Origin of the sequence: Actinoplanes palleronii (assembly GCF_016862315.1) — a bacterium.
In the GTDB taxonomy this organism is placed as follows: Bacteria; Actinomycetota; Actinomycetes; order Mycobacteriales; family Micromonosporaceae; genus Actinoplanes; species Actinoplanes palleronii.
Window position 1 is genome coordinate 1 of sequence record NZ_BOMS01000147.1, and the last position, 25044, is coordinate 25044.

At 71.7% G+C, this 25044-nt stretch carries 21 protein-coding genes and 2 pseudogenes; 9 read left to right on the forward strand and 14 right to left on the reverse strand.

Annotated elements, in window-relative coordinates; translation table 11 throughout:
- Positions 1-338 (forward strand): annotated as a pseudogene (tnpA, locus tag Apa02nite_RS42840) (IS200/IS605 family transposase); the annotation flags it as partial.
- Here tnpA and Apa02nite_RS42845 read toward each other — a convergent pair.
- The 6 genes from Apa02nite_RS42845 to Apa02nite_RS42870 all read right to left on the reverse strand — a co-directional run bounded on the left by Apa02nite_RS42845 (position 300) and on the right by Apa02nite_RS42870 (position 6683).
- The gene (locus Apa02nite_RS42845; RefSeq protein ID WP_203830216.1) at positions 300-641 is read right to left on the reverse strand and encodes a hypothetical protein; all 342 of its coding nucleotides are present in this window, start codon (positions 639-641) and stop codon (positions 300-302) included. The pseudogene tnpA and the gene Apa02nite_RS42845 overlap by 39 nt on opposite strands.
- 31 nt (positions 642-672) lie before the next feature.
- Positions 673-1596: a CHAP domain-containing protein gene (locus Apa02nite_RS42850; RefSeq protein ID WP_203830217.1), complete on the reverse strand. Its 924-nt coding sequence runs from the start codon at positions 1594-1596 to the stop codon at positions 673-675.
- A gap of 82 nt (positions 1597-1678) precedes the next feature.
- Positions 1679-2254: a GTPase family protein gene (locus Apa02nite_RS42855; protein ID WP_203830218.1), complete on the reverse strand. Its 576-nt coding sequence runs from the start codon at positions 2252-2254 to the stop codon at positions 1679-1681.
- Positions 2255-2311: 57 nt separating this feature from the next.
- Positions 2312-4057: a serine/threonine protein kinase gene (locus Apa02nite_RS42860; RefSeq protein ID WP_203830219.1), complete on the reverse strand. Its 1746-nt coding sequence runs from the start codon at positions 4055-4057 to the stop codon at positions 2312-2314.
- Positions 4047-4742, reverse strand: coding sequence for a hypothetical protein (locus tag Apa02nite_RS42865; protein WP_203830220.1), 696 nt, complete (start codon positions 4740-4742; stop codon positions 4047-4049). Before Apa02nite_RS42865 ends, Apa02nite_RS42860 begins: the two co-directional genes overlap by 11 nt.
- Positions 4743-5252: 510 nt before the next feature.
- A complete protein-coding gene (locus Apa02nite_RS42870) occupies positions 5253-6683 on the reverse strand; it encodes an MFS transporter (RefSeq protein ID WP_203830221.1) in 1431 nt (476 codons plus the stop codon).
- A 118-nt stretch (positions 6684-6801) separates the two neighbouring features.
- On the opposite strand from Apa02nite_RS42870, the gene Apa02nite_RS42875 reads away from it, so the two are divergent.
- The gene (locus Apa02nite_RS42875) at positions 6802-7536 is read left to right on the forward strand and encodes a TetR/AcrR family transcriptional regulator (protein WP_203830222.1); all 735 of its coding nucleotides are present in this window, start codon (positions 6802-6804) and stop codon (positions 7534-7536) included.
- 93 nt (positions 7537-7629) lie between these two features.
- On the opposite strand, the gene Apa02nite_RS42880 is transcribed toward Apa02nite_RS42875, so the two are convergent.
- Complete coding sequence (locus Apa02nite_RS42880; protein ID WP_203830223.1) at positions 7630-10710, reverse strand: tetratricopeptide repeat protein; 3081 nt, start codon at positions 10708-10710, stop codon at positions 7630-7632.
- 71 nt (positions 10711-10781) lie between these two features.
- The gene (locus Apa02nite_RS42885) at positions 10782-11333 is read right to left on the reverse strand and encodes a TetR/AcrR family transcriptional regulator (RefSeq protein ID WP_203830224.1); all 552 of its coding nucleotides are present in this window, start codon (positions 11331-11333) and stop codon (positions 10782-10784) included.
- 67 nt (positions 11334-11400) lie between these two features.
- Here Apa02nite_RS42885 and Apa02nite_RS42890 point away from each other — a divergent pair, with 67 nt between their 5' ends.
- Positions 11401-12096 carry an alpha/beta hydrolase gene (locus tag Apa02nite_RS42890; protein WP_203830225.1) on the forward strand — a complete coding sequence of 232 codons (696 nt, stop codon included), beginning with the start codon at positions 11401-11403 and terminating at the stop codon, positions 12094-12096.
- Between the two features lie 174 nt (positions 12097-12270).
- Here the strand turns inward: Apa02nite_RS42890 and Apa02nite_RS42895 are convergent, their stop codons facing one another.
- On the reverse strand, positions 12271-12915 hold the full coding sequence (locus Apa02nite_RS42895) for a dihydrofolate reductase family protein (RefSeq protein ID WP_239164955.1): 645 nt from the start codon (positions 12913-12915) through the stop codon (positions 12271-12273).
- Between the two features lie 199 nt (positions 12916-13114).
- Complete coding sequence (locus Apa02nite_RS42900; protein WP_203830226.1) at positions 13115-14299, reverse strand: MFS transporter; 1185 nt, start codon at positions 14297-14299, stop codon at positions 13115-13117.
- A gap of 64 nt (positions 14300-14363) precedes the next feature.
- On the opposite strand from Apa02nite_RS42900, the gene Apa02nite_RS42905 reads away from it, so the two are divergent.
- The 3 genes from Apa02nite_RS42905 (at position 14364) to Apa02nite_RS42915 (ending at position 16720) form a co-directional block, all read left to right on the forward strand.
- Positions 14364-14795: a MarR family winged helix-turn-helix transcriptional regulator gene (locus tag Apa02nite_RS42905; RefSeq protein WP_203830227.1), complete on the forward strand. Its 432-nt coding sequence runs from the start codon at positions 14364-14366 to the stop codon at positions 14793-14795.
- A gap of 129 nt (positions 14796-14924) precedes the next feature.
- Positions 14925-15626, forward strand: a complete 702-nt coding sequence (locus Apa02nite_RS42910) for a hypothetical protein (RefSeq protein WP_203830228.1) — start codon at positions 14925-14927, stop codon at positions 15624-15626.
- A 47-nt stretch (positions 15627-15673) separates the two neighbouring features.
- On the forward strand, positions 15674-16720 hold the full coding sequence (locus tag Apa02nite_RS42915; RefSeq protein WP_203830229.1) for a glycoside hydrolase family 18 protein: 1047 nt from the start codon (positions 15674-15676) through the stop codon (positions 16718-16720).
- Here Apa02nite_RS42915 and Apa02nite_RS42920 read toward each other — a convergent pair whose 3' ends face one another.
- Positions 16721-17875: an erythromycin esterase family protein gene (locus Apa02nite_RS42920; RefSeq protein WP_203830230.1), complete on the reverse strand. Its 1155-nt coding sequence runs from the start codon at positions 17873-17875 to the stop codon at positions 16721-16723.
- Between the two features lie 139 nt (positions 17876-18014).
- Between Apa02nite_RS42920 and Apa02nite_RS42925 the strand changes: the two genes are divergently transcribed.
- The gene (locus Apa02nite_RS42925) at positions 18015-18458 is read left to right on the forward strand and encodes a MarR family winged helix-turn-helix transcriptional regulator (RefSeq protein ID WP_203830231.1); all 444 of its coding nucleotides are present in this window, start codon (positions 18015-18017) and stop codon (positions 18456-18458) included.
- A 183-nt stretch (positions 18459-18641) separates the two neighbouring features.
- Complete coding sequence (locus tag Apa02nite_RS42930) at positions 18642-20081, forward strand: MATE family efflux transporter (RefSeq protein ID WP_203830232.1); 1440 nt, start codon at positions 18642-18644, stop codon at positions 20079-20081.
- A gap of 303 nt (positions 20082-20384) precedes the next feature.
- Here the strand turns inward: Apa02nite_RS42930 and Apa02nite_RS52485 are convergent.
- Positions 20385-21044: pseudogene (locus Apa02nite_RS52485) on the reverse strand (nucleotidyltransferase domain-containing protein); the annotation flags it as partial.
- The gene (locus Apa02nite_RS42945) at positions 21045-21458 is read right to left on the reverse strand and encodes a winged helix-turn-helix transcriptional regulator (RefSeq protein WP_067684862.1); all 414 of its coding nucleotides are present in this window, start codon (positions 21456-21458) and stop codon (positions 21045-21047) included.
- 67 nt (positions 21459-21525) lie between these two features.
- Here Apa02nite_RS42945 and Apa02nite_RS42950 point away from each other — a divergent pair, with 67 nt between their 5' ends.
- Positions 21526-22446, forward strand: a complete 921-nt coding sequence (locus tag Apa02nite_RS42950; protein ID WP_203830233.1) for an alpha/beta hydrolase family protein — start codon at positions 21526-21528, stop codon at positions 22444-22446.
- 696 nt (positions 22447-23142) lie between these two features.
- Here Apa02nite_RS42950 and Apa02nite_RS42955 read toward each other — a convergent pair.
- Positions 23143-25026, reverse strand: coding sequence for a substrate-binding and GGDEF domain-containing protein (locus Apa02nite_RS42955; RefSeq protein ID WP_203830234.1), 1884 nt, complete (start codon positions 25024-25026; stop codon positions 23143-23145).
- Positions 25027-25044: the final 18 nt, after the last annotated feature.

The window sequence follows — 25044 nt, forward strand, 5'->3', positions numbered from 1 at the left end:
TTTCGGCACGGCGTGTTCGGGGACCGGCACCTCGCCCGCATGCAGGAGATCATGCGAGCGGTGTGCGCCGACTTCGAGACCGAGCTGGTCGAGTTCAACGGGGAGAACAACCACGTGCACCTGCTGGTCAACTTCCCGCCCAAGGTCGCCTCGGCGAAGCTGGTCAACTGCCTCAAGGGCGTGTCGTCGCGGCGGATGCGCCAGGAGTTCCCGACCTGGCCCGGCACTACTACCGGGCCAACAAGCTCTGGTCGGGCTCGTACTTCGCAGGCTCCGTCGGCGGCGCACCGCTGAGCGTCTTACGCCAGTACATCGAGCAGCAGAACTGCTCTGTTTAAGGCACGTTCGGGCCTGGCGGCCCTCCCGCACGGGCCTTCACCCCCGGGCTGAAGCCCGGAGCACTGGCCCGTAACCCGGTAGCTGAATCGCAGCACCCCGGCCCGGCAGTCCTGTCCGGCCAGCCCGAGGTAGGTGTTCAGACCACTGGCATCCGGGGTGCGGTTGAGTGCGTGCCGGTAGAAGGACCGCAGTTCGCCGGTGGGTGACACCGCCCGCCCGTCATCGGCCCGGGCGGGTGCGGCCGGGGCCAGGGTGCCGGCCACGATCACGGCGGTCAGGGTGGAGAACCACGGGAGTCGCATGAGGAAGTCCTTCGTCTCAGAAAGGGGAATGTCAGCTCTGCGGGTGGGTGTAGCCGGCGACTCCGGCCGTCCCGCGCCGGATCGTGCGGGTGGTGATCCGGTTCTGGTAGTTGCCGTCGACGGTGGTCACCGAGTCGGCGCCGACCGCGACCACCACGCCGACGTGGTCGTCCGCGGTACCACCGCCGAACCGCCAGCCCAGTACGTCTCCCGCCTGCACCCCGGTCAGCGATGCCCCGGCGTGCCAGGTGCCGCGCTTCGTGCCGTACCCCTGGAAACTGATCGCCCCGGCGGTCAGCCCGGCCGTGTTCGCGCCCGCCTGGCCCCACACCCAGCGGGCGAAGTCCGCGCACCACGCCTCGGACCGCCAGCCGCCGGCGCACTTGCTGCCCGCGGACAGCGCCCCCGAGTAGTAGTTGCAGTTCGTGCCGGTCTCGTGGTTGCGGGCGGCGTTGGCCGCCTCGCCGCGGGCGATCGACGCGATCCGGGCGCCGACGCCGCTGCCGCCGCTGTCCCCGCTGCCGGTGCGGACGCCGGAGAACCAGCGGGCGACGTGCCCGGCGCCGTAGACCACCGCGTTGCCGTCGTCCTGTAGTTCCAGGGCGGCGTTCGGGTTGCCGTTGGTGCCGGTCCACCAGACCGAGATGTTGCCGGGGGCGACCACGACCAGGTTCCCGTCGGTCTGCATCCGGACGATCGACCCGGCCCGGTTCGTGCCGGTCGACCACACCGCGCGGTTGCCGGGTGCGTACTCGACCAGGTTCCCGTCGGACTGCATCACCAGGGCGAACTGGCCGTTCGGGGAGACCAGCCGGGCATTGGTCCCCAGTTGTTCCCCGGCGCTGAGCCGGAAGGTTCCCGCCGCCGCCTGGGCGGGAGCCGCCGCGAACGGCAGCAGGCTCAGCGTCAGGGCGGCGACGGTGAGGCGGACGGCGTGGCGGACAAGGTTGCGCATGGCTACTCCTGCGGGTTCACGAGTGAAGGTCTTCGGCGAACGACGAGAGCAGTTCACCGCGAACCCGGGGTCGCTCAATAGTTCAGGGGTGTACCCCCTCGAGCCGCAGGTAGAGACGTTCGCGCCGGTCAGCCGGGTCGGAGCGCAGACTCTTGGCGGCGCGCAGCGCCGCGACCGCGGACGGCCGGCAGGCGCCGGCCAGCGCGGTGAAGAGTTCCTGCAACCGGTACGCCCGCAGCGCCGAGTAGCCGACGACCGGCCCGGGCAGCCGGGCCTTGCGCTCCTCCAGGACTTCGAGCAGGTGCTGTGCCTGCTCCGGCGACGGCCCGCCGGCCCAGTCGCCGGGCGCGATCAGGTCGACCTGGTTGACGCCGAACACCAGGCGGTCCCGGGGTGGTCGCAGCGTCTCGAGGTAGGACTGGTCCAGGGCCAGGCCGCGCCCGCGGGCGTCCTGCACCCACAGGATCACGTCACAGAGCGGCAGCCGCGCGGCATACTCGCGCAGCAGGCCGGGATCCCGGCGGAAGTCCTCGCCCAGGCCGGGGACGGTCTGCACGGTCAGTGCGGTGGACGAGGCCCCGAACAGCGCGCTGACGGTGCTGGACTTACCGACGCCGGAGACCCCGACCACGCCGATGGTGGGCAGATGAACAGACATGGCCCACCCTGGCGTGATCGTGGGCCGGGCGACAGTGCAGGGGTGTACCCCGGTGGATCAGTCGCAGTCGCTGCCGCTGCCACCGGCGATCTGGACGACCCGCCGGGTCGCCAGCGGGGTGGCCACGTCCGCGAGATCGTCGGACGGTTTGTCGCCGCCCGCGTGCGCGGTCTCGGCGGCGTCCAGGTCCACCGCGAACAACCCGATCTCGTAGTGCTGGCCGACCGCACCCGGGAAGTATTCGACGCCCTGCCAGGAGGCGAGCGTCGACGGGTCGTTCCACCCGCGCGGATACTGCACGTACCACGCGTCCGGCTCGTCGTTGTCCAGGTTGCGGGCCGCCAGGATCAGCGTCTGGCCGGCGGCCAGGCGGGCCGTTCCGGACACAAAAGCACACTTTTGTACGCCGGTGCCGGCTGCCGGCGCACTGATCTTCCCGGTCGTGGTGATCGTGGCGGGGGCGGTGGTGGTAACCACCCGCGGGGTGGGGCTGGCCGACGGCACCGGCGGCACCTCGGGCTCGGTGACGCCGTCGTCGACGGTCAGGACCGGGGCGACGCTGGTGGGCAGCTCGGGCGCGACGGTGCCGGCGACGAGCCCGGTGCTGGGCGCGCTCGACGGCGGCGCGGCATCCCCCGCGACCGGTGCCGGCGCGGCCGAGGACGACACGACCACCGGCCCGGCGAGGTCGGCGCCGGGTGGTGCGGGCTTCCACGGTGCGGCCACCGCCACCCCACCGCCGATCGCGGCGAGAGCGATCACCGACGCGGTGGCCAGGATCGACCGGCGACGGGCTCGTCCCTTCGTACCGGACGTGGCGCTCGTACCGGAAACGGCGCCGACGACCGCGAGTTGCCGCAGCTCCGTGGCCCACCGCGGTCCGTCGGCCGGTCGGCTGGCCGGGTCGGAACGCAGCATCGCGATCACGTGCGCGGTCAGGGCGTCCGGATCGGTGACCCCGGCGCTGCGGGCGACCGCGCGCAACTGGGGCGCGACCAGGTCCGGCAGGGCCGCACCGGCCGGCTTCGGGTGCTTGCCGAGCAGGCAGAAGACCGCCAGGGCGCCGAGCGCGTACCAGTCCCCGGACGCCTCGCGCCTCCGGAACGGATTCCGCAGGATCTCCGGCGCCGTGTAACCCGGGGTGTGCATGCCGGCCGGGTCGAACCCGTCGTCGGCGGTCCGCATCCCGCCCACGTCGATCAGCACCACGCCACGCGCCGGGTGGACGATGCAGTTGCCGGGTTTGACGTCGCGGTGCAGGCTCGGGTTGCCCGCCGAACGGCTCGCCGCGTGCAGCTCGTGCAGGGCTTCGGCGATCTCGTGGACGTACTGCATGCGCTGCCCCACGGTGGCGGCGGTGGCCGGTTCCCCGCCGACCAGTTCGACCAGGTTCGGGCCGTCGACCCACTCCATCACGAGGTACGGCACCGGCGGGCCGTCACCGTCCGCGCCCTTCCGGTGCGGTGCGGCGCCGACGAACACCTCGTTGAGCCAGACCACGCGGTCCAGGTGCAGGTGCTGGAGCAGGACCGTACGGTCCTTCCACCGTTGCAGGATCTCCGCGGACGGCCAGCTGTCGTCCACGCCGTCCGGCCGGTGCAGCGCCTTGACCGCGAGCGGCACCGCCGCACGGAGCTCACCGTGGTAGCTGGCCCGCCAGGTCAGGCCCTCACCGCCGCGGCGGCCCTCGCCGAGCAGCTCGAACCGGTCCGGGGCGTCAGCCGGGCCGGCGAACAGGCCGTTCGGGCGTGGGGCGGGCAGGTCGGCCGGTCCCTCGGTGGCCGCGCCGGTGTCACTTTCCACGGGGGTCTCCTAGATCCGCAGCTACGACCCAGCCGTTCCACAGCGCCCAGCGGGCCAGGGAGAGCCGGAAGTCGTCGTTCGGGTTCTGGTCGGCCGAGACCAGGCCGGGGATGCCATAGCCGGTCAAGCTCTCCCGGATCGCCTTCAGCACGTTGCGGACGTACTGCGGGCTCAGCGCGAGGCGTTCGCCGATCTCGGCGTAGGTGGCCGGCCGGGCCGCCGCACCGGACTCGGTGAGCAGGGGCCGGCACAGCTCCACCACGACGCGCAGCTGCGCCGCGGAGAACTGCCCTGGCCCGGTGAAGGTGTCCGCTGACCGGGTTGCCGCCGGCTCGCCGCCCGGCTCCGCCCGCAGCGCGGAGGCATCGACCCCGACGCTCTCGTCACGCCGCGACCCGGCCAGCACGATGTCGAACCGCGCGCACGGGGGTGAGATCGCCGCCCGCGGTGCCACCACGTGGTCCTCCCCGGCCGGTGGCCGCACCACGAACGGCTTGCTCCCGGACGTGTTGCTGACCAGCACCACGCCGTTGACCAGCTCGATCGCGACCGCCAGCCGGGAGAAGTGGCCGTCGTTCGGCAGCTGGACCGTGCACGCGCTGCTGCGCCCGACGGTCACCTTCTCCCCCGCCACCAGGGTCCAGCGCCCCGCTAGATAGCTGACGGTAGCCGCTGCGCCTGCCACCCGCACCACCCTCTCGCCCCCGCCCCCGGCGGGCGCCGAAGTCTTGCAGGCCGCACGGTCAGATCACCAGATTCCATCGGCAAACCGGCACATCCGGACGCCCTTTCTCCACCGATCGGGCGAACCGACGAGTGATCCCCGCGCTCACGGCCCCGCGGCGCCCGCCCGCGAGCACCGCCGTGGCCCGGACCGCGGCGCGGCCCCAGGTCCCGGCTGGGCCTGAGGGGTGTGTCCGCCACGCGGACACACCCCTCAGAGCCAGCCGAAGCCGCAAGACGCGGCCGGGCATCGCGGGCAGCGGTCTCGCGCAAGCCACCCAACGCCGCACGGCGCGGCCGGAACTCGTGGGCTGCGGTCTCGCGCAAGACCCACCCGAAGCCGCACGGCGCGGCCGAGCCCTGAGCAGGTCGGTCTGGCGCGAGATCACCACGGGACGCGGCTTGTAGCCTGCGGACAGGCGCTCCGTATACGTACCGAAAATGATCGGTCGTGAGGGGCAGCGGCCGGAGTTCAGCTGACTAGAACCGCGGCGGTGGTGCGGGTGCGGCGCATGGCCCAGCCGACCAGGGCCGCGGCTACCACCGTGAGCACCAGGGCCGCGAGGGTGACCGACTCCCGGAACGACGCGGTCTGCCCCGCGGTCCAGTGCGCGCTGGCGATCGTGCCGGTGAACAGGCTGGCCAGGATGGTTCCGGTGACGGCGATACCGACCGCGGAGGTCACCTCGGAGGCGGTGTCGACCAGGGCGGCGCCGATCGAGGTGCGGTTCTCCGGCAGGCCGCGCAGGACGTTGACGCCGGCGACGACGCCGACCACCCGGATGCCGGCGGCGACCAGCGCGAGCGCCGCGGCGACGAAGACGTAGCCGAAGCGGCCCAGCAGGCCGTAGAGGGCGAGTCCGGAAACGATCGCCGCGGCGCTGAGCTGGGCGGCGCGGTCGAGGCCGAACCGGTCGACGAAGCGGCCGACGAACGGGCCGGCGCCGATCAGGACGACGACCTGCGGCAGCATGCCGGCCGCGGCGAGGGCCGGCGACCAGCCCCAGTCGAGCTGCAGCTGGAGCGTGACCATGTAGCCGAGGCCGGCGACGGCGAGCCCGGACGCGGCTTTGTACGCGAGCCCGGCGGAGACCAGCGGGCGGGTGACCAGCTTCAGGTCGAGGATCGGGTAGCGGGCCGACCGCTCCCGCCGCACGAACAGGATCGCGGCCAGGACCGCCGCGACGGTGGCCGTCCAGGGCGCCCAGCTGCCGGCGCCCCGGTCGACGAACAGGGTCGGCGCGACCAGGGCGAGCACGATCGTCACGGTGCCGAGCAGCGCGCCGGGCATGTCGAGCGGGTCGCGGTGCAAGTCGGCCGGAGCGTCGGCGGCGACGCCGGACCGGATGCCGAGCCACGCGAGCGCCGCGATCGGCACGTTCACCAGCAGCAGCACCTGCCAGGGCGCGACGGCGAGGACGAAGCCGCCGGCGGTCGGGCCGATCGCGAGCCCGACCAGGCCGACCGTGGTGATCAGGCTCATCGCGCGGACCCGCAGGCCGTCCTCCTGATAGAGGCGGAACGCCAGGGCGATCGAGCCCGGTGTGGTCATCGCGGCGGCGACGCCCATCACCGCGCGGACCGCGATGAGCTGCTCCGCCGTGGTGACGAACGCGGTGGCCAGGCTGGCCAGGCCGAGCAGCACCAGGCCGACCAGCATGATCCGGCGCCGGCCGAACCGGTCGGCGAGCGCACCGAAGGCCAGCATCAGGCCGCCGAAGACGACCGCGTACGCGCCGGTCACCCACTGCAGGGCGATCGTCGAGGCGTGCAGTTCCCGGCCGATCACCGGCAGGGCGACGTTCAGGATCGAGTTGTCCAGCATCTCGAACAGGAACACGGCGGAGAGTCCGGCCAGGGCGACCCAGGACCCCCGCAGCGTGTTCTCGGGTTGGGCGCTCATCGGCGCTCCTCTCGGGTGGGGTACCAGGAGTTCTACTCGCGAACACTGTTCCTAGCAATACGAACACCGTTCCTAATGACATAGAACACTGTTCGTAAAGGGCGCTAGACTGGCCCGCATGTCACCGACCCCGGAGCAGCGCCGCGCGGCCCGACACCAGCTGGGCACCGCCACGGCCGCCCCGGCGACCCGCCGCGGGCCCTCCGGCGGCCGCAAGAAGCCGATCACGGTCGAGGCGATCATCAGCACCGCGTTCGGCATCGTCGAGCGCGAGGGCTACGACGCCCTGACCATGCGCCGGCTGGCCACCGAGCTGGAGACCGGCCCGGCCTCGCTCTACGCCCACGTGGTCAACAAGGACGACCTGGACGAGCTGCTGATCGGCCGCCTGTGCGCCGAGATCACCCTGCCGACACCGGACCCGGCCACCTGGCGTGCGCAGATCATCAGCGTGTGCACCCAGCTGCGTGATCAGTACCTGCGGTTCCCGGGGATCTCCCGCGCGACGTTCGCGGCCGCCCCGTCGAACCTGGACACCCTGCGGGTCGGCGAGGGCATGCTCGCCATCCTGCTGGCCGGCGGCCTGGCCCCGCAGGTCGCGGCGTGGGCGATCGACTCACTCAACCTCTACGTGAACGCGTTCTGCCTCGAGGTGTCGGTGGCCCGGACCCGGCGCAGCAGCAGCGAGGACGACTGGGTCCTGAGCCATGCGGAGGCGCTGGAGCGGTTCGCGGCGCTGCCGGAGGACTTCCCGCAGACCAAGCGCTACGCGGCCGAGCTGACCGGCGGCACCGTCACCGACCGCTTCGACTTCACCATCGGCCTCATGCTCGACGGCCTCCCGGGGGCGTGATCCGATGGGTGCGAAGAGCGCGCTGCCGGCGTTCGCCGACGGCGACCTGCGCCCGGCGTTGCGCGGCGCAACCCGGTCCGACCAGGCAGACGGCTAACCGCCGTCCGGAGGTCTGTTTCCCAGGAGCTCGGGGCCGCGCGGGATCTCCGCCGCGAACTCGGTGAAGCCCGACACCTGGTCCTCGGTGAGCAGGTCGTAGACGCCCACCCGGACCGAGTCGAACCGGGCGCCGATCGGCAGGGTGGCCCGCGCCTTGTCCCGGGCGGCCGCCGCGGATTTCCGGTCTCCGGTGATCAGCAGGGCGAGTGCCCGCAGCTCCCGCAGGTCGGCGTCGGGCAACGGCCGGCGTTGCCAGCAGCAAGGGAAGTCGTGCAGGGCCGCGCCGGCGTGCTGCCGGGCGGTCGCCGGGTCGCCCCGGTGCGCGGCGAGGACCGCGAGGCGGACGTGCGCCACCGTCGACAACGCCGGATTCATCGCGATCGCGGTCTCGTAGTCCTTGAGGGCATTGTCGAGGCTGCCGCCCTCGCTGCGGGCCACCGCGCTGCGCACCGCCACGTCGGCGGCTCCCAGCGACAGCCGCCCGTCGTCGCCGCAGGCGGCCACCGCCTTCTGGTAGGTCTCCGAGGCGGTGGCGAAGTCACCCTGCCAGACGTACGCCCGGCCCAGCCCGTCCCACGCGGCCATCTTCGCCGGGTTCCGGGCCAGAGCCTGCCGGAACGCCTCCACGGCCTCGTCGTACGTGCCCTGCGCCAGGTGGATGTTGCCGATCGTGACCAGTGGGAAGGCCAGCCGTGGCCGCAGGTCGTACGCCTGCTGGGCGGCGTCCAGAGCCGAGGCGTGCCGGCCCTGGGCGAGCGCGACCCGGGCCAGTCCGTCATACGCGTACGCCGTCGCGGCACCGTCCTGGCCGGACTTCTCCAGCGTCGCGCGGAACTGCCCTTCCGCCTCGGGGTATTCGCGCAGCCGCTCGTAGGCGTCACCGATGCTGTTGCGCGCGTACGCGGCCTGCTCGTCGATGCGCAGCGCCCGCTCGTTGGCGGCGATCGAACCCCGGTAGTCGCCGCGGGCCATCAACACGTCGGCGACGCCGTGCGCGGCGAACGCGTTGGCGGGGTCGGCCCGCTGTGCGGCCTCGTGCATCCGCCGCGCCTGGTCGAAGTCGCCGAGGGCCAGCAGCGCCTTGCCCATACCGTCGAGCGCGTACGAGTTGTCCGGGTCCCGGCTCAACGCCATCTCGTGCGCTCGCAGTGACTCCTGGTGGAGCCCGCCCCGGCGGTAGGCGTCACCGAGCTGGTTCCAGCCCCAGGGTTCCATCGGGTTCTCCCTGGCCGCCTGCAGCAGGCTGTCCTGCTCCTCGCCGCTGTTGTCCAGGATCCGCGCCGCCCTGGCCCGCCCGTCCCAGGCCACCGCGTCCCGTGGGTCACGCCGGACGGCTTCCGCGAAGGCATGTGCCGCCTCGGCCGGGTCGTTCCGGGCCAGGTGCAGCTCGCCGAGGTTGCGCCAGACGTACGCGGCGCTGTCGTCGATGCCGCGCGCGCGTTCCAGCACCTCGAGGGCCCGGTCCAGGTCCCGCTGCTTGCGGTAGGTGTCGCCGAGACTGCTCAGCGAGTAGAGGTCGTCCGGGCGCAGCTCGAGCGCCTGCTCGTGTGCCGCCACCGCCTCCTTGTAGCGCCCGAGCGCCGCGTGCACCTCGCCGAGGCCGTTCCAGGCCGACGCGAACAGCACGTCGTGCCGCAGCGCCTCGTTGTAGTGGTCGAACGCCTTCTGGAACCGGGACCGGCGGGCCTCCAGGTTGCCGAGCCCGCACCGCGCGTAGGCGGACGTCTCGTCGATCGCCAGCGCCCGGTCGTACTCACGCTCGGCGTCGTCCCACCGGTGCTGCTGCAGGTAGGCGTTGCCCAGCCCGCTGTGCGGCACCGCCCAGTCCCGAGGGCGTTTCACGGCCTCCTGGTACGCCTCGATCGCCCGGACGTAGTCGGCCAGCTCCACGTAGGTGTTGCCCAGCTGGTTCCAGGACGCGTACCGGCACTCGCCGTTGGACAGCCGGTCCCACAGGTGCGAGGGGTTCAGCCTCGTGGTGACCAGGAGGATCTCCTTGGCCTCGGTGAACCGCCGTTGCTCGAAGTACAGCATGCCCACCGCGTTGCCGATGACCGCGTCGGACGGGTCGGCGCGGCGGGCCCGCAGGAGCAGCCGCTCCGAGCCTTCGAGGTCGCGCACCTGCAGGCAGCAGATGCCGAGGTTGTAGATGAGCCCGCGTACGTCCGGCTGCCGGTCGTCGCCGGCCGGGATCGCGTGCGCCTCACCGACCGCGGACTCCAGTGCCTGCCGATCGCCGATCCGCTGGAAGTCGTGGTAGAACTCCAGGGCGCGGGTGAGGTGGCCGAAGCCGGCGTTGCTGATGCCCCGGTCGTCCGGGGTCAGCCCGTAGGCGATCCGGATCGCCGACGCCGTGACCAGGTCGTTGTAGCTGCGCCAGGTGTCACCGGACTGCGCGGTGACGGTGAACTCGTGCGGCATGGCCTTCCGCCCCCGGCGCACGTGGACGGTCAGGGCCAGGCTCTCGCCCTCGCGGCGGAGCCGGCCGGCGATCATCACGCCGGATCGGGGCAGCGGCCAGAGCTGCTTGACCGCGGCCAGCATCGAGCCGAGCGGCAGGCTCGCCCCGGCGACGTCGATGGTGCCGATCGCGGCCACCGCGTCGGCCCGCCCGCTCGGCGCCAGCGGTGCCAGCACGCTGGACGCCATGGTCTCCCGCCGGCTCAGCACGGCCGGCTGCAGGCTGACCGACGGGGCGGCCGCCCGGCGTCTGCGCGATTGCGCCTCGGCGGCGTGCACCGCTTCGATGCGCTGCAGTTCACCGGCGATCGACTGGGCCAGGGTGGCGCCGCTGAGCTCCGGATCCCCGGTGGCGTTCTCGAACGCCATCCCCATCGGCTGGGACAGCCAGGTGATCAGCCCGATGGCCAGGAACAGCAGCAGCAAGATGCCGCCGACCTGCAGGAGCGCCAGGCCGGCCTGACGGAACTGCAGCAGGCCGTCCCGGCGGTGCTCGTCGAGCAGCAGGGCGAGCAGGCTGATCAGGCCGACCGCGACCAGCAGCACGACCGTGGCCCGTGCCAGCAGCCGCATCCGGCGGGCCCATCGCCGAGCGCCCCGATCCAGGATCACCACGACCGCAGCCTAGGAATCATCACTCGGCCACCGGCACCGTGTTGGCCTCGATCCGACACCGGAGGTACCGATCAGCGAGGTTGTTCCAGCGTACGAAGGAAGTCGGCGAAGGCCTGACCGGTCCGTGCGGTGTCACCGGTGGCGTCGAGGTCCATCAGCAGGCCGCGGATGACCGCGAGGACCAGGGTGGCGAGTTCCGGCCGCCCGATGCTCCGCAAACCCTCCTCCAGCGGGCCGAGCCAGTCGGTCGTCGCCGCCCGGCGGAAGTCCGGCAGCAGCTGCTGGGCCGCGCTCGTACCCCACTGGCCGAACATCCGCAGGTAGGGCTGCCCACCCGGACCGGCGATGAAGGTCCAGGCGTCCGCCAGCGTGCCCGGATAAACCTGATCCGCCCGCACCCGCAGCAGCCCACCGAACGTGGCCAGCTGCCGTTCCCGCGCGTTCCCCAGCACCGCGCGCAGCAGGGCGTCGCGCGTCCCGAAGTGGTAGATCAGCATCCGGGCCGAGGTGCCGGTCCCGGACGCCAGCGGCTCGAGCCGGTCGGGCAGGCCGTGCTCCAGCGCGTGATCCGTGCACGCGTCCAGCAGCCGCTGCTTGATCTCGGGTTGAGGTCGCCGTCCCACCGGCGCACTTTTTCACGTAACTGGCGGTACGTCTACCGTTGAGGGACCAGCAACAGTGGAGGTCAGGATGAGGGTCGTTTTCGTGCACGGGGCGTGCGTCAAGGACGGTTCGTGGTGGTGGCACCGCACGGGCGCACTCCTCGCGGAGAAGGGGGTGCCGAGCGTGACCCCGGCCCTGCCGAGCTGCGGCGAGACAGGTGTGCCGGGCGGCGCCGGCGGTCCCGGCCTGGCCGAGGACGTCAGCGCGGTCCGCCGCGTGCTGCTGGACAGTGCCGAGCCGACGATCGTCGTCGCACACAGTTACGGCGGGATCGTGACGGCCGAGGCGGCCGCCGGCCTCGCGTCAGTGCGGCACCTGCTGCTGATCTCCAGCTACCTGCCCGAGCCGGGCCAGAGCCTGTCCGATTTCGGCGACGGCGCCCCCGCCCCGTTCCTCGACGTCGATCTCGAAGCCGGCACGTTCGGGGTGCGCCCCGAGCTGCTGATCGACACGTTCCTGCACGACTGCGACGCCGACGTCCAGGCCGCGGGCGCGGATCACCTCGCCCGCCAGTCCGTGCAGGTCACCGCCCAGCCGGTGAGCGCCGCCGCCTGGCACGACATCCCGTCGACCTACCTCGTCTGCGCCCAGGACCGCGGCACCCCGGCCCGCCTGCAGCGCGAATTCGCCCAGCGCGCCGCCCACACCGTCGAGATCGACGCGGGCCACCACCCGTTCCTGTCCCAACCCACCGCAGTCCGCGACCTCCTGCTAACCCTTTAACCCTTTCGGTACGAATACCGAGTCCCGTCCGCAGGCTACGAGCCGAGTCCCGCCCCTGAGGCCACCGCGACGCCGCGCTTCACCGGACCCGGCCGCGCCCCAGGGGCCTCGGCCGACTTGGCCGAGGCCCCTCGCATCTTCTCGGTCAGGCCCGGGGCCACCCCTGAGGATCGGTCACTTTCGCCAGAACAGGTGGTGCGTCACCCCGCTCGGGCTGGGAACGACCTCCAGGTGGAATCGGTCGAGCAGCTCGTCGGGCGACTCCCAGAGTCGTACTCCGGACCCGAGCTTCACCGGCGAGACCGCTACGTGCAGGGTGTCGACGAGGTCGGCGTCGAGGAACTGACGGATGGTGGTAGCCCCGCCGCCGAGTCGGACGTCCTTGCCCCGCGCCGCCTCCTGGGCCTGTTCGAGGACCGAGGCAGGGTCGCCGTCGACGAAGTGGAACGTCGTGTCGGAGAGCGTGAATGAAGGACGCTGGTGATGGGTCATGACGAACACCGGGGTGCGGAACGGGGGCTCGTCACCCCACCAGCCGCGCCATTCGTGATCGTGCCAGGGCCCGCGCTGGGGACCGAACTTGTTGCGGCCCATGATTTCGGCGCCGATGTTGTGGGCGTAGTCCCGGGTGAGGTAGTCGTCGAGACCCCGGCTGCCCCCGGGATCGGTGCGCATGGGCCAGCTGGCCGTGGCGCCGGCCCAGGCGAACAGCCTCTCGGGGTCGACATGACCGAATGGCCTCTCCAGGGTCTGGTCTTCACCGGCACCGATTCCGTCACTCGAGACGTTGAAGTTCTGGACTTTCAGTAGCTGAGCCACGTGCTCCTCCTGTGATGGCGATAACGGTGGTGAGACTGGGATCGTCATCATGAGGTCGGAGCCGGTCGACAGATCTTGACACGCACCGGCAGAGTCAACTCTCTGTTGAACCTGTCACCGGTGTGTCAAGGACGGTCGGTCCGCGACGACCACCAGGTGAAGGGCCCGTTGGTCAAGGCGGGGATGTGGCGGATGGCGGTCATGAGGTTCCTTTCGACAACGGTGCGCCGGGGATGACGACCGCTGCGAGCAGCGGGAAGACGATGGCCGCGGCGAAGGCGACGCGATAGCCGCCGGTGCCGATGACGGCCGCCATGATCGGTGGGGTGAGGGCGGCGACCGCGTTCTGTGCGGTGTTCTGCACGCCGAGGGCACGACCGGCCCAGGCCCGCCCGGCGTATTCGCCGACCGCGGTGAACGCCAGCCCGTTCGGGCTCACCGACAGCACGCCCGCGACGAGCAGGGCGGCGACCGCCACCGAGGTGGTCGCGGCGGCCGCCAGCAGTGCCATGACCAGTGCGATTCCCAGTGCCACGATCCGCATCGGCCGGGTCCGGGAGCGCACCCGGTCGGACCACCAGCCGGCGCCGAGCCGGGCGAGCGCGCCGGCGATCTGGCCGGCCGCCAGGACCCGGCCCGCGGCCGACGGCTCCCAGGCATGTCGTTCGACCAGGAAGACCAGGGCGAACGTGGCCACCGTGAACTGCGGCACGATCAGCAGAGCGCTCGCGGCGTGCAACCGCCAGAGCACCGGCGTGCGGTAGGGCGATCCGGTCGCCGTCCCGGCGGTGGCCGGGGCCGCTTCCGGATTTCGTACGACGATGGCCACCAGCGCCGCCGCCACCAGGCAGAACGCCCCGAGGAACAGCAGCGCGGCGGGGCGGGTCAGGGACGGCAGCACCAGGGCCGCGACGGCCACGCCGAGCGGTTGCGCGGTCTGCCGCAGCCCCATCGCGAGTCCGCGCTCGTGGGCCGCGAACCAGCCGAGGATCAGGCGGCCGCTGGAGGCGTGCACGGCGGCGCCGGCCGCCCCGGCGAGCAGGAAGCAGACGCCCAGCGCGACCGTGCCACCGGCCGCGATGCCGGCCAGCAGGATGACGCCCGCCGTGGCCAGGCCGATGGTCAGCACCCACCGTTCGCCCCAGCGGTCGGCGGCGGCGCCCCACGCGATCAGGGTGGCGAGCAGTCCCACGGTCGGTGCGGCGGCGAGCAGACCGGCCTGCGCCAGCGTGAGCCCGTCCGCCATCAGGGCCGGGATCAGGTAGGCCAGTCCGAACTGGAAGGCGCAGCCGGCGGTCATGGCCACCATGCCGATCACCAGCACGGCCCAGCGCCGCCGCCCGGCGTTCACGAACTCCGTCGATTCACCAGAACTCCTCAGCATGCTGTCATCTATTCGATGCCTGATAGCTAACAGCATGCGGATGCCTCCCGCTACGCTGAGTGGCATGCATTACTCGGAGCGCCTTCTCGGCCACGTGAAGCGGGCGGAACAGGTCACCCAGGCGGCGAAGGAGTTCGTGTTGCGCGACTTCGGGATGACCCCGGCGCAGCAGAGCGCGCTCGCGATCCTGTCCGACCATGACGGGATCACGGCCGCGCAGCTGGCCCGGGAGTGCGCCGTGACGCCACAGACGATGAACAGCACCCTCGGCCGGCTGGACCGGCGCGGCCTCATCGAGCGCCGGCCGCACCCGATGCACGGCACGTTGATCGAGATCCGGATGACCCCGGCCGGCCGGGCGGCCTTCGAGCAGGCCGACGCCCGGGTCGCCGAGCTGGATGTGGCCCTGAGCGCCGGCCTCTCCGCATCCGAGTCGACGCTGCTCAAACAGCTGCTCGAACGGGTCGGCGACAACGCCGCCGCCACTCGGCGCTGACGGTCCGGGAAGTTCCGCAACTACTCGGCGTTGGTGAATTCGTGTGAAACGAGATCACTCGGGTACCACCACAGCGTCACCATGAACACGAACTGAGGGGGCGGACCGATGACCCGGCCATCGACACAAATGCGAATCGGCACTCCGCAACCGCTGGCCGCATCAATCGTCGCGCTCGCCGAAACACCCGATGACGTGCCGGGAATCGACCTCCGGCTCGAGGCTTTGGCGCAGCTGGCCGCCGACCGGATCGGCGCCGCCGAATACGCGGCGGTCTCCACCCGGCCTAGCAACGGCTGCAGCATGGTCGCCGCGAGTAACGAGCTTGTCGACGCGGTCGACGACTGTCCGTCACTGCCGCCGCTCGACGACGACGGCCACGACTCGTCCACGATGATCACCTGGCCGGGGTTCCGGGAGGCCGCTGCCGGGATGGGTCTGCAGGTGGTGTCGGTTCCGCTGTTCACCGGCAGCGGTGCGGCGATCGCGACCCTCGACCTCTACGGCCGGGACGCGGACGCGATGGCGCCGCTGACCGCCGGGATCGGCGCCGCCTATGACGCCGACCTGGCACCGGAGAACGACCACGAAGAGTCGCCGGAGCTGGACGCCGGCAGCGAGGAACTGATCGCCGGTTTCACCGAGGCCCTGTCGGTACGCGCCACCATCCAACTCGCCCTCGACCTGGTCGGCGAACGGCCCGACGTCGGCGCCCGCCACGCCTACCCGGAATTGCGCCTGCACGCCGCCGACCGGGGAGTGTCGCTCCTGACCGCCGCGAACAATGTCATTTCCGAGAAACTGGCGGGCCATTTCAAGAATCACGAATAGACGATGGACTGACGCATAGCAGCGGGCCGTGACGGTGACAGCAACGAATGCCTCACGGCCCCTTTACATATTGTTCTCGGGCGCTCACGACTCGCTGTCGATCACCGGCTCGGGCATGCTTATCTCATGCTGGGTGTGGACAAGACCGAGGAGACCCCTCCCGACCCGGGTGCCCCGGCCCAACGGATCGCGTATTACCCGAGCTGGTCGGTGTACGGCAACGCGCTCTACCCGAAGACGCTGGACACCAACGGCACGGCGTCGCGGCTCACCACGCTGATGTACGCGTTCGCGAACATCGACCCGGTCAACCTGACCTGCATGGCCGGGCGGCCGCCGGGGTCTTCGACGGCATCGATCTGGACTGGGAGTTCCCGGCGACCGAGGCCCGGGCCGGCAACCACTACGGCCCGCAGGACACCGCGAACTTCACCGCGCTGCTGGCCGAGTTCCGCAGCCAGCTCGACGCGCTCGGCGGCGCGCACCGGTCGCTGACCGCGGCGGTGCCGGCCGGTCCGGACGCCATCGTAAACCTGCAGCTGTCCCAGCTCGGCACCTACCTGGACCTGGCCAACGTCATGTCGTACGACATGCACGGCGCCTGGGAGACCGCCGGCCCGACCAACTTCAACGCCCCGCTGTACGACTCGCCGGCCAGCCCGTCCGCGGGCGGGAAGATGACCGCCGACGACGCGGTCAAGGCGTACCTGGCCGGCGGGTTCCCGGCGGGCAAGCTGACCCTGGGCGTGCCGTTCTACGCCCGCGGCTGGACCGGAGTGCCGGCCGGTGACACGTTCGGCCTGTACCAGCCGGTCACCGGCCCGACCGCCGCCTTCCCGTTCTCCCAGCAGGAGGGCGTCGCCATGTACAAGGAGCTGCTGGCCGCCGGGAAGCTGACGAACCCGCACTACGACCCGGTGTCCACGAGCACCTGGGTCCACGACGGCACGAACTTCTTCTCCGTCGAGACCCCGCTCTCGCTGGCCGGCAAGCGCCGCTACATCAAGGACAACGGGCTGGCCGGCGTGATGATGTACTCGCTGGAGAGCGACGACGCGTCGGCGACCCTGCTCAAGGCGGCGACCGGCCTGTAGCTACCCGCCCCGGACGAACAGGATGCCCTCGGTCGCGGTGATCCGGGCCGGGTCGAGCGGGGCATACCCGAACCACTCCGAGACCCGGGCGGCCGGTGTCATCTTCGCCAGCCGCCCGGTGTCGACCAGCTGACGGTCGCCCGGCAGCGCGTAGAGCAGACCCTCGAAAGTCTCCGCTGCCGGAGTGCCAACCCCGTGGTGGCGGATCGTGCCGAGGGCGGTGGGCACGAACGCGTACCCCTGACCCAGCCGGGCGCTGACGATCGCGCCGGCGCTCCACCACTGGAGGCGGTGCGGGCCGAGCTGCATGGTGCTGAGCTCGCGCTGCAGGTGCGAGTTGTGGGCGTGCACCAGGGCCGGGCCCCGGTCGGCGGTGGCGAGCAGGTTGGCGGCCATCATCCCGTCGCGCAGCGCGCACATCCGGTTGAGGCGGCTCGGCGCGGGATCGGCCATCGCGGCGTGGTAGCGCAGCAGGCCGGTGGCGGTGCGGGCATACAGCAGGGCGCGGTCGGTCAGCTCGGGTGCCTGGGTGGCGAGCAGGGCGACCAGATCATCGGTGAGCAGGCGCAGTTGCTGGGCCTCCGCGGTCCGGCCCACTGACCGGGAAGGATCACGCATGGCGGCCGGCTCGGTCCATGACTCGTCGGCGCCGAGCAGCCGGTCGAGCGTCTCCGCGGCGCAGGGCAGCAGGTCCGGGTCGACCCGGGCGGCGAGGTGGTCGTACAACAAAATGAGCGCCTGCCGCGGGCTGGCAGCGGCGGCCAGCTCCAGCGGACCGTCAAAACCCGCGAACCGCACCTGTTCCGCCGCGGGCCGCTCCGCGTTGTAGGCCCGCATCCAGCGGACCAACTCCCGATTCGCCGCGGACGCGCCCCAGCCGTGGCTGAACCCGCGCGCCATCACGTCGTCGAGATCGCCCTCGCCCGCGGTCACGTAGTCGTCCACGATCAGACCCAGCAGGCAGTCACTCTCGATCGTGATCGTCCGGTAGCCCTCGCCGACGAGCTGCCGGAACAGGTCGTTGCGCAGGTCGAGCAGCACGTCCTCACCATGGGTCGGCTCACCCACCGCGAGCAGCCGCGGCCGCGCCGGCAGCAGCCCCAGGAGTGTCGCAGCGTCGACAGCACACGTGGCATCTTCGATAGAGGCAGTCATTCCCTCAACGATATCGTTGAACTCTCGGTTTAAACCTCAACCCCATTTGGTACAACCGGAGCAGTCAAACCCTCAAAACCGAGTCCCGGGCTTAGTTAGAGCATTGACGGTTAGGGCTCGAATGGTTAGAGTTCTAACCATGAACACGCCGGAACCCTCCCTCACGAGCAGCCTCGACCTGATGCGCTGGGTCGGCTGGGCCCAGCGCAAAGCCGGTGAGGACTGGATGCGGGAGCGCGAGCTCAGCTTCGAGCAGAGCTTCGTGCTGGGTTATCTGCGCCTGAACCCCGGAGCGATCCAGCGCGACATCGCCGAGATCACCCGGACCAGCGCGGCGAGCGTCTCCAGCCTCCTGACCGGCCTCGAACGCCGCGGCCTGGTCGAGCGCCGCACCGAGAACGGCGACTCGCGCAGCAAACGGATCCACCCGACCCCGGCCGGCGTCGAGCTCATCGCCGGGTTCGACACGGCGATGGCCGGCGTCTCGGAGACCATCCTGGCCCCGCTCGACCAGGCCGAACGCGCCACCCTGCAGACCCTGCTCGAAAAGATCACCGCAGAGCTGCCGCAGCCCACCAGGTAGTCCTGGCCTGCTGAACTTCCGCACCGCGTCGGCGTCTCGCCGGTCGCGCGCTGGACCCTGACCTGAATACGCCCCACACCGCGCCGGCCTTCGTCGGCGTGCGCTGCACCCTGCCCGCCACACGCCCCTCGCCGCGCCGGCCTTCGTCGGCGTGCGCTGCACCCTGCCCGGAAAGGATCAGTCATGAGCGCCTCCTCCACCGCCACGGACTCCCCCGCCAAGGCCGACGCTGTCGGCAGCAACCGCTGGTACCTCTCCTCCGCGCCGATCGTCCGCGCCCTGGTGCACCTCTGCGTGCCGATGGCCGCCGCGATGATCGTCAGCGCGGTCTACAACGTGATCAACGCCGGCTTCATCGGCTCGCTGCACAACACCGCGATGCTTGCCGCGGTCACCTTCGGCTCACCGCTGCTCGGCCTGGTCATGGCGGTCGGCGGGGTGTTCGGCACCGGCGGCAGCGCGCTGATCTCCCGGCTGCTCGGCGCGTCCGAACACGACCCGGCGAAGGCCGGCGAGATCAAACACGTCGCGTCGTTCTCGTTCTGGGGCGCGGGGATCGTCGGCGCCGTGCTCGGCGGGCTCGGACTGTTCCTGCTGCACCCGCTGGTGTCGCTGCTCGGCGCGGACACCTCCGCCGTCGCCGCGACCACCGACTTCGTCACCGTCCTGCTGATCTTCGTCCCGGTGCTGGCCGCCGCGTTCTGCCTGGAACAACTCGTCCGCTCCGAGGGCGCCGCCCGCCAGGTGATGGTCGGGCTGATCGCCTCCACGATCGCCAACGTACTGTTCGACGTGCTGTTCATCCTGGTCCTGCACTGGGGCGTGGCCGGGGCGGCACTGGCGGTCGGCCTGTCCAACCTGGTGGTCATCGGCTACTTCGCCACCTGGCTGCACCGGCACAGCGAGCACCTCAGCCTGGCGCCGCGGTGGTTCACCCTGGCGCCGGCCGTCCTGAAGCCGGTCTTCGGCGTCGGGGTCAGTGAACTGTTGCAGGCCGCGTTCCTGATCGTCACCTCGCTGGTGTTGAACAACCTGGCAGCCGGGTACGGCGACGGCCCGCTCGCCGCCATGGGCGTCGCGGTCCGCATCGCCCAGGTGCCGGAGTTCCTGATCATGGGCGTGACGCTGGGGGTGCTGCCGCTGCTGGCCTACTCGTACGGAAAAGGCGACCGCAAGCGGCTGACCACCGCGCTGCGCGCCGCGGCCCTGACCGTCGGCGGCATCGGCCTGCTCTTCTCGGTCACCGTGATCGTCTTCCGGGAGCAGGTGTTCGCGGCGTTCTCCGCGGACCACTCGGTGCTCGCGATCGGCGTCACGGTCCTCACCGCGCAACTCATCGCGATGCTGGCGAACGGCTTCACCGGCCTGCTCACCTCGCTGTTCCAGGCCACCGGGCGGGCGCTGCCGGCCACGGTCATGTCGGTCACGCAGGGTGTGCTGTTCATCCCGACCGTGCTGCTCGGCAACGTGTGGTTCGGCCTGGCCGGCATCATCTGGGCCCTGACCGTCACGGAGGGCATCGTGTTCGTCGTCGGTACCGCGATGTGGCTGGCATCCCGGCGAGCCATCGACCGCGGCCTGGCCGACGGCAGTCCCGCCCGCGCCGACCAGGTGCTGGCCTGATCCGCCCCACCCCGTCAACGCCGCCCGCCTCCCCCCGGGCGGCGTCGCCGCGCCCCGGTCCACCGGCTGGACACCAGAGGTGCCTCCGGCACCCCGACACACCCCCCCAGAACCAGCCGGGCACCGGACCACACACAACAACCCGGTCACCGGCTGGACACCAGAGGTGCCTCCGGCACCCCGACACACCCCCCAGAACCAGCCGGGCGGTTGCGGGGTGTGGCGGGTGGTCTCGGTCAGGGCGCGGCCGAGGACGGTGGCGATGGCTGACGCGGGGACCGGGACGGACGGCTCACCTTCGTACTGTGAAAGGGCTTGTCTGATCGCGGTCAGTGATGGGTCCTGCTGCAGTGCCCACGCCGCAGCCTCGGTCTTGGCGCAGTGCCGGCCCTCCACGGCGAACCGCCAGATGCGGCACGCGGTCAGCACCATGAACGCGGCGTGCTCGGTGTCATCGGTCAGCGTCTGCCAGGTGCGCAGCCAATGCCGGCCGCGATCGACGACCCAGGCGGGCGGCACCGGACCGATCACCTCGTGCGGCCCCGCGCCGCGCAGGGAGAGCCCGTCGGCCCGGGCCATCGACAGCTCGGCCAGCAGATCCGGCGCCGCCGCGACCCGCCGCTCGACCTCACCGGCGGTGGGCTGGTCCGGCGGGCCGGGGTAGCGGCCGATGTGCAGTTCCAGCGCGGGCTCACGGACCGGCGCGGCGGCGACCCGCGCGGTCACGACATCCAGGTCGAGGCCTGCCGCGTCGCCGAGATCCGCCCGGCGGGCCAACCGTTCGAGCGCGGTGGCCTGCTCGTCGGTCAGGCCGTCGTCGACGACTACCAGCAGGTCGAGGTCGCTGCGGGTGGGGCGGAAAGTGCCCGTGGCCAGCGAGCCGTGCAGGATCACCGCGCGCACCGCGACGCCGTCGAGCGCGGTGATGGCGTCGGCGAGCGCGGCGGCTGCGGCGATGCTCATCTATGTCACCGGGCGGGGCGGTTCGGCGGCGCGGGCGTCATACGTCGTGCGGGCCGCGATCACCGCGTCGGCGTGTTCACCCGCCCACGCACCGATCGCCTCGAGGATGCCGGTGGCGCTGCGGCCCAGAGCGGTCAGCTCGTAGTCGACCCGGGGCGGGACCGTCGGGAAGACCGTGCGGGTGACCAGGCCGTCGCGCTCCAGCGTCCGCAGGGTCTGGGACAGCATCTTCTGAGTGATCCCGTCCAGCGCGCGGCGCAGTTCGCTGAACCGGCGCGGGCCGTCGAGCAGCGCGCCCATCACCAGCGCGGTCCATTTGCTGGTGAACATCTCGAGAACGACCCGGGGCTTGCACACCCGCAGGAACGCCTCGGCGCCACCGAACTGCCGAAGGTCGGGAAAGTTGGTATCCATCAGGTACCTGGGTACCAAAAAGGTGCCTTCTTCACAAGTGATACCGGCAACCACCAGCATTCTCGTCATGACCACGTCAACAATGTTCCCCGTTCCCACCGTCTCGGTGAAGCCGGTGCTGCTGCCGGCGCCCGGCCGCGGGACGGACCTGCCGGTCAAGATCTCCGCACCGGTGACCGGGAATGATCTGCCGATCGTCCTGTTGTCGCACGGCTACGGTTCCTCGCTCGACGGGTACGGGCCGCTCGCCGACTTCTGGGCCGCCCACGGCTTCGTGGTGGTCCAGCCCACCCACCTGGACTCGCGCACCGTGGGCCTCGCACCGGACGATCCGCGCACCCGGCGGCTCTGGCGGCTGCGGGTCGAGGATCTGACACGCATTCTCGACCGGCTCGACGTGCTGGAAGCCGCGGTGCCGGGTCTGGCCGGCCGGCTCGACCACGGGCGGATCGCGGTGGCCGGGCATTCGTTCGGCGGCCAGAGCGCGGGCATTCTGCTGGGCCTGCGCGTCCTCGACCCGGGGAGCGGACCGGCGGAAGCTCTGTCCGACTCGCGGGTCATGGCCGGGGTGCTGCTGGCGACGGCGGGTCGGGGCGGATCGGATCTGACGCCGTTCGCGGCGGAGAACTTCCCGTGGATGAACCCGGATTTCGCCCACATGACCACACCGGCCCTGGTGGTCGCCGGCGACAAGGACGACTTGCCGCTGACGGTGCGGGGTCCGGAGTGGACGACCGACCCGTATTTCCTCAGCCCGGGCAAGAAGAGCCTGCTCACGCTGACCGGCGCGGAACATTCGCTGGGCGGGATCGCCGGGTACGACGCCCGGGAGACGACCGACGAGCACGCCGGTCGGGTGGCGCTCGTCCAGCGGGTGACGCTGGCATACCTGCGGCACGCGCTCGGCGTCGAGAGCAGCGGCTGGGCAGCGGTCCAGGATGCCCTTGGCGCGGGCGCTGACCCGCTGGGCCATGTCGCATCGAAGTAGGTCGCGGTAAACGGCATGCTGCGATCGGCCGGGGCGGCCGGCGCACTCATTCAGCCCGCGCCGGGCGGCGGGGGTTCGTTCAGCCCGCGCCGGGCGGCGGGGGTTCGCGATCAGCACCGAAGGGGCGGCCGGAGCCCGCGATCGGAGTTGGAGGGGCGGCCGGAGTCCGCGATCGGAGTTGGAGGGGCGGCACGAACCCGCAATCGGGGCTGACGGGGCGGCAGGAGTCCGCAATCGGGGCTGACGGGGCGGCCGGAGTCCGCGATCGGCGAATTCGGGGGCGGTAGCGGCACGCGATCGGGGTCTGCGTGCGTTTACCGCCCGCCCAGGGGCGGCAGCAGGACGCAGTCCGGCAATGCGTGCACGGACCGCCCTTCCGGGGGCCAAGAAGCGCGCGCTCGCCTGCCCTCTCGGCCACAGCGCCCCTCCCGACCCGGCTGGCGCTGGCGGCTGCCTCGACGGCCCGAGACAGCTGTGACCACCGGCCGGGGACAGTCGGCGGGCTTTCAGGGAGCAATCGACGCATCCCCTCAGGACCAGCCGGGGCACGGGAGCACACGGTGACCCGGCACGACTGCCGGCTGGGCGCGAGAGGTGCCATCGACACCTCGAGACACCCCCCACGACCAGCCAAGACACGGAAGCGCGCAGCGGCCCGGCGCGCCTGCCGGCTGGGCGTCGGGTGACCGGGAGTGGTCAGCGGTGGCGGGCGGTGGATTTGGCGCGGTACATGGCGGCGTCCGCTTCGCGGAGCAGGTGGTCGGAGTCGATGGTGCCGTTGCCGGAGACGGCTACGCCGATGCTGACGCCCACCTCGACGGTGCGGCCGTCGATGACGGTGGGCATCGAGACGGCCTCCTGGATGCCGGTGCAGACCGACTGGTAGGCGTCCGGGGTGGGCAGGCCGTCGATCAGTACCACGAACTCGTCGCCACCGAGCCGGGCGACCGTGTCGGTGCGGCGCAGCAGGGCGGTCAGGCGGCGGGCGGTTTCGATGAGCAGCAGGTCGCCGGTGGCGTGGCCGTGGGTGTCGTTGACCGCTTTGAAGCCGTCCAGGTCCAGCAGCAGCACCGCGAACCGGTAACCGGGTTCGCGGGCGGCGCGCGCCTCGGCCCGGGCCAGCCGGTCCTCCAGCAGTACCCGGTTGGGCAGGCCGGTCAGGTGGTCGCGGAGCGCGGCGGTGCGCAGCCGTTCCTCCTGCTCGCGCAGCGCGGTCATCATCACCTGGTAGTCCAGCGCCGACGCGAGCAGGGCGCCGGAGTGGTTCATCATCTCGCGGCCGGGCGGGGTGGTGGACTGGATCCGGCCGACCGCGGCGAGCATGCCCCAGTCCTTGGCGCGGCTGCGGACCGGCACCGAGAAGACGATGTCACCGGCCGCGCCGTCGGCCAGGTCGAACAGGGCGGCCGGTGGGAAGCGGGACACCGGCAGTTCGGCGTCGGGCGCGCCGAGGTCGATGCGGAACTCACCGACCAGGCGCAGCCGATCGGCCTCGACGGCCGGGCCCGCGGCCCGGCCAGGGCCGTCGTGGCCGGGCTGGTCGGAGGTCCAGAGGCCGAGGCAGCCGGCCAGGGCCGGGGTCAGGCCGAGCCAGTCGAGCGCGCGGGCGTCGAGTTGCTGGGTGCCGAGCAGCGCGATGCCCAGTTCGTACTGGATGTTGAGGGTGGCCTGCAGATATTGGACCTGGCCGAACAGCGAGCGGGTGTCCGGTTCTGACACTGGCAGGCCGGTGCTCGGGCAGCCGCACGAGTGGCGCCGCTGGAAGATCGTCGGGACCTGCCAGGTGCGCGGCGACCCGGCCGGGTCAGCCAGCAGCTCGCCGAACAGCTTGTAGACCGCGGCGCCCACCTCGTCGAGCGGCTGCCGCACGCTGGACAGCGCCGGCCGCAGGTACGCCGCGTCGGCAATGTCGTCGAACCCGACCACCGCAAGGTCCCCGGGCAGGTGGTAGCCGGCCGCGAGGATCCGGCCGATCAGCCCCATCGCGTTGCGGTCGGTGCCGAGCACGATCGCGGTGGCCGGCATCCCGGCCCGGATCAGCGTGCCGGCGACCGCCTCCCCGCCGCTCTCGTGGTTGTCGCCGGTGTCGAAGAGCAGCGCAGGGTCGGGGGTCAAGCCGTGCGCGAGCAGTCCCTCGCGGTATCCCTCGTGCCGTTCGCGCAGGTCGAAGTGGGCCAGGTAGCCGGCGAACGCGATCCGTTCGTGACCGTGGTCGATCAGATGGCGCACGGCCTCGCGTACGCCGCTGCGGTTGTCGGCCAGGACCACCGACGCGCCGGTGTCGGTCGCGTCCTGAGCCACCAGGATCACCGGGAGGCCGGCCCGACGCGCCGCGGCGGCCCAGCCGGGCTCGACCGCGCCGGGCAGCACCACCAGCCCGGACACGTGGTCCCAGGCCAGCGGCCGGCGGAACTCGGGCAACCCGCTGCGGTCGGCGCTGTGCGAGCCCGGGTCGAGGGTCTGCACCGCCATCACCCGGTCGCCGCCGGCCACGGCCGCGGCGTTGATCCCCTCGATGATCGCGCCGTAGTAGTCACCGCCGACGAAGGGGGACAGGATCGCGAAGATGCGGCCACTCACCGGTCCATGATCCCTTGC

What these genes read in the sequence shown, in the direction of transcription:
- Apa02nite_RS42920 (WP_203830230.1), bottom strand. Translation starts at nt 17,875, where the DNA reads ATGACTGCCTCTATCGAAGATGCCACGTGTGCTGTCGACGCTGCGACA.
- Apa02nite_RS42890 (WP_203830225.1), top strand. Translation starts at nt 11,401, where the DNA reads ATGAGGGTCGTTTTCGTGCACGGGGCGTGCGTCAAGGACGGTTCGTGG.
- Apa02nite_RS42870 (WP_203830221.1), bottom strand. Translation starts at nt 6,683, where the DNA reads ATGAGCGCCCAACCCGAGAACACGCTGCGGGGGTCCTGGGTCGCCCTG.
- Apa02nite_RS42945 (WP_067684862.1), bottom strand. Translation starts at nt 21,458, where the DNA reads ATGGATACCAACTTTCCCGACCTTCGGCAGTTCGGTGGCGCCGAGGCG.
- Apa02nite_RS42950 (WP_203830233.1), top strand. Translation starts at nt 21,526, where the DNA reads ATGACCACGTCAACAATGTTCCCCGTTCCCACCGTCTCGGTGAAGCCG.
- Apa02nite_RS42855 (WP_203830218.1), bottom strand. Translation starts at nt 2,254, where the DNA reads ATGTCTGTTCATCTGCCCACCATCGGCGTGGTCGGGGTCTCCGGCGTC.
- Apa02nite_RS42905 (WP_203830227.1), top strand. Translation starts at nt 14,364, where the DNA reads ATGCATTACTCGGAGCGCCTTCTCGGCCACGTGAAGCGGGCGGAACAG.
- Apa02nite_RS42915 (WP_203830229.1), top strand. Translation starts at nt 15,674, where the DNA reads ATGCCTCACGGCCCCTTTACATATTGTTCTCGGGCGCTCACGACTCGC.
- Apa02nite_RS42910 (WP_203830228.1), top strand. Translation starts at nt 14,925, where the DNA reads ATGCGAATCGGCACTCCGCAACCGCTGGCCGCATCAATCGTCGCGCTC.
- Apa02nite_RS42925 (WP_203830231.1), top strand. Translation starts at nt 18,015, where the DNA reads ATGAACACGCCGGAACCCTCCCTCACGAGCAGCCTCGACCTGATGCGC.
- Apa02nite_RS42845 (WP_203830216.1), bottom strand. Translation starts at nt 641, where the DNA reads ATGCGACTCCCGTGGTTCTCCACCCTGACCGCCGTGATCGTGGCCGGC.
- Apa02nite_RS42930 (WP_203830232.1), top strand. Translation starts at nt 18,642, where the DNA reads ATGAGCGCCTCCTCCACCGCCACGGACTCCCCCGCCAAGGCCGACGCT.
- Apa02nite_RS42850 (WP_203830217.1), bottom strand. Translation starts at nt 1,596, where the DNA reads ATGCGCAACCTTGTCCGCCACGCCGTCCGCCTCACCGTCGCCGCCCTG.
- Apa02nite_RS42875 (WP_203830222.1), top strand. Translation starts at nt 6,802, where the DNA reads ATGTCACCGACCCCGGAGCAGCGCCGCGCGGCCCGACACCAGCTGGGC.
- Apa02nite_RS42900 (WP_203830226.1), bottom strand. Translation starts at nt 14,299, where the DNA reads ATGCTGAGGAGTTCTGGTGAATCGACGGAGTTCGTGAACGCCGGGCGG.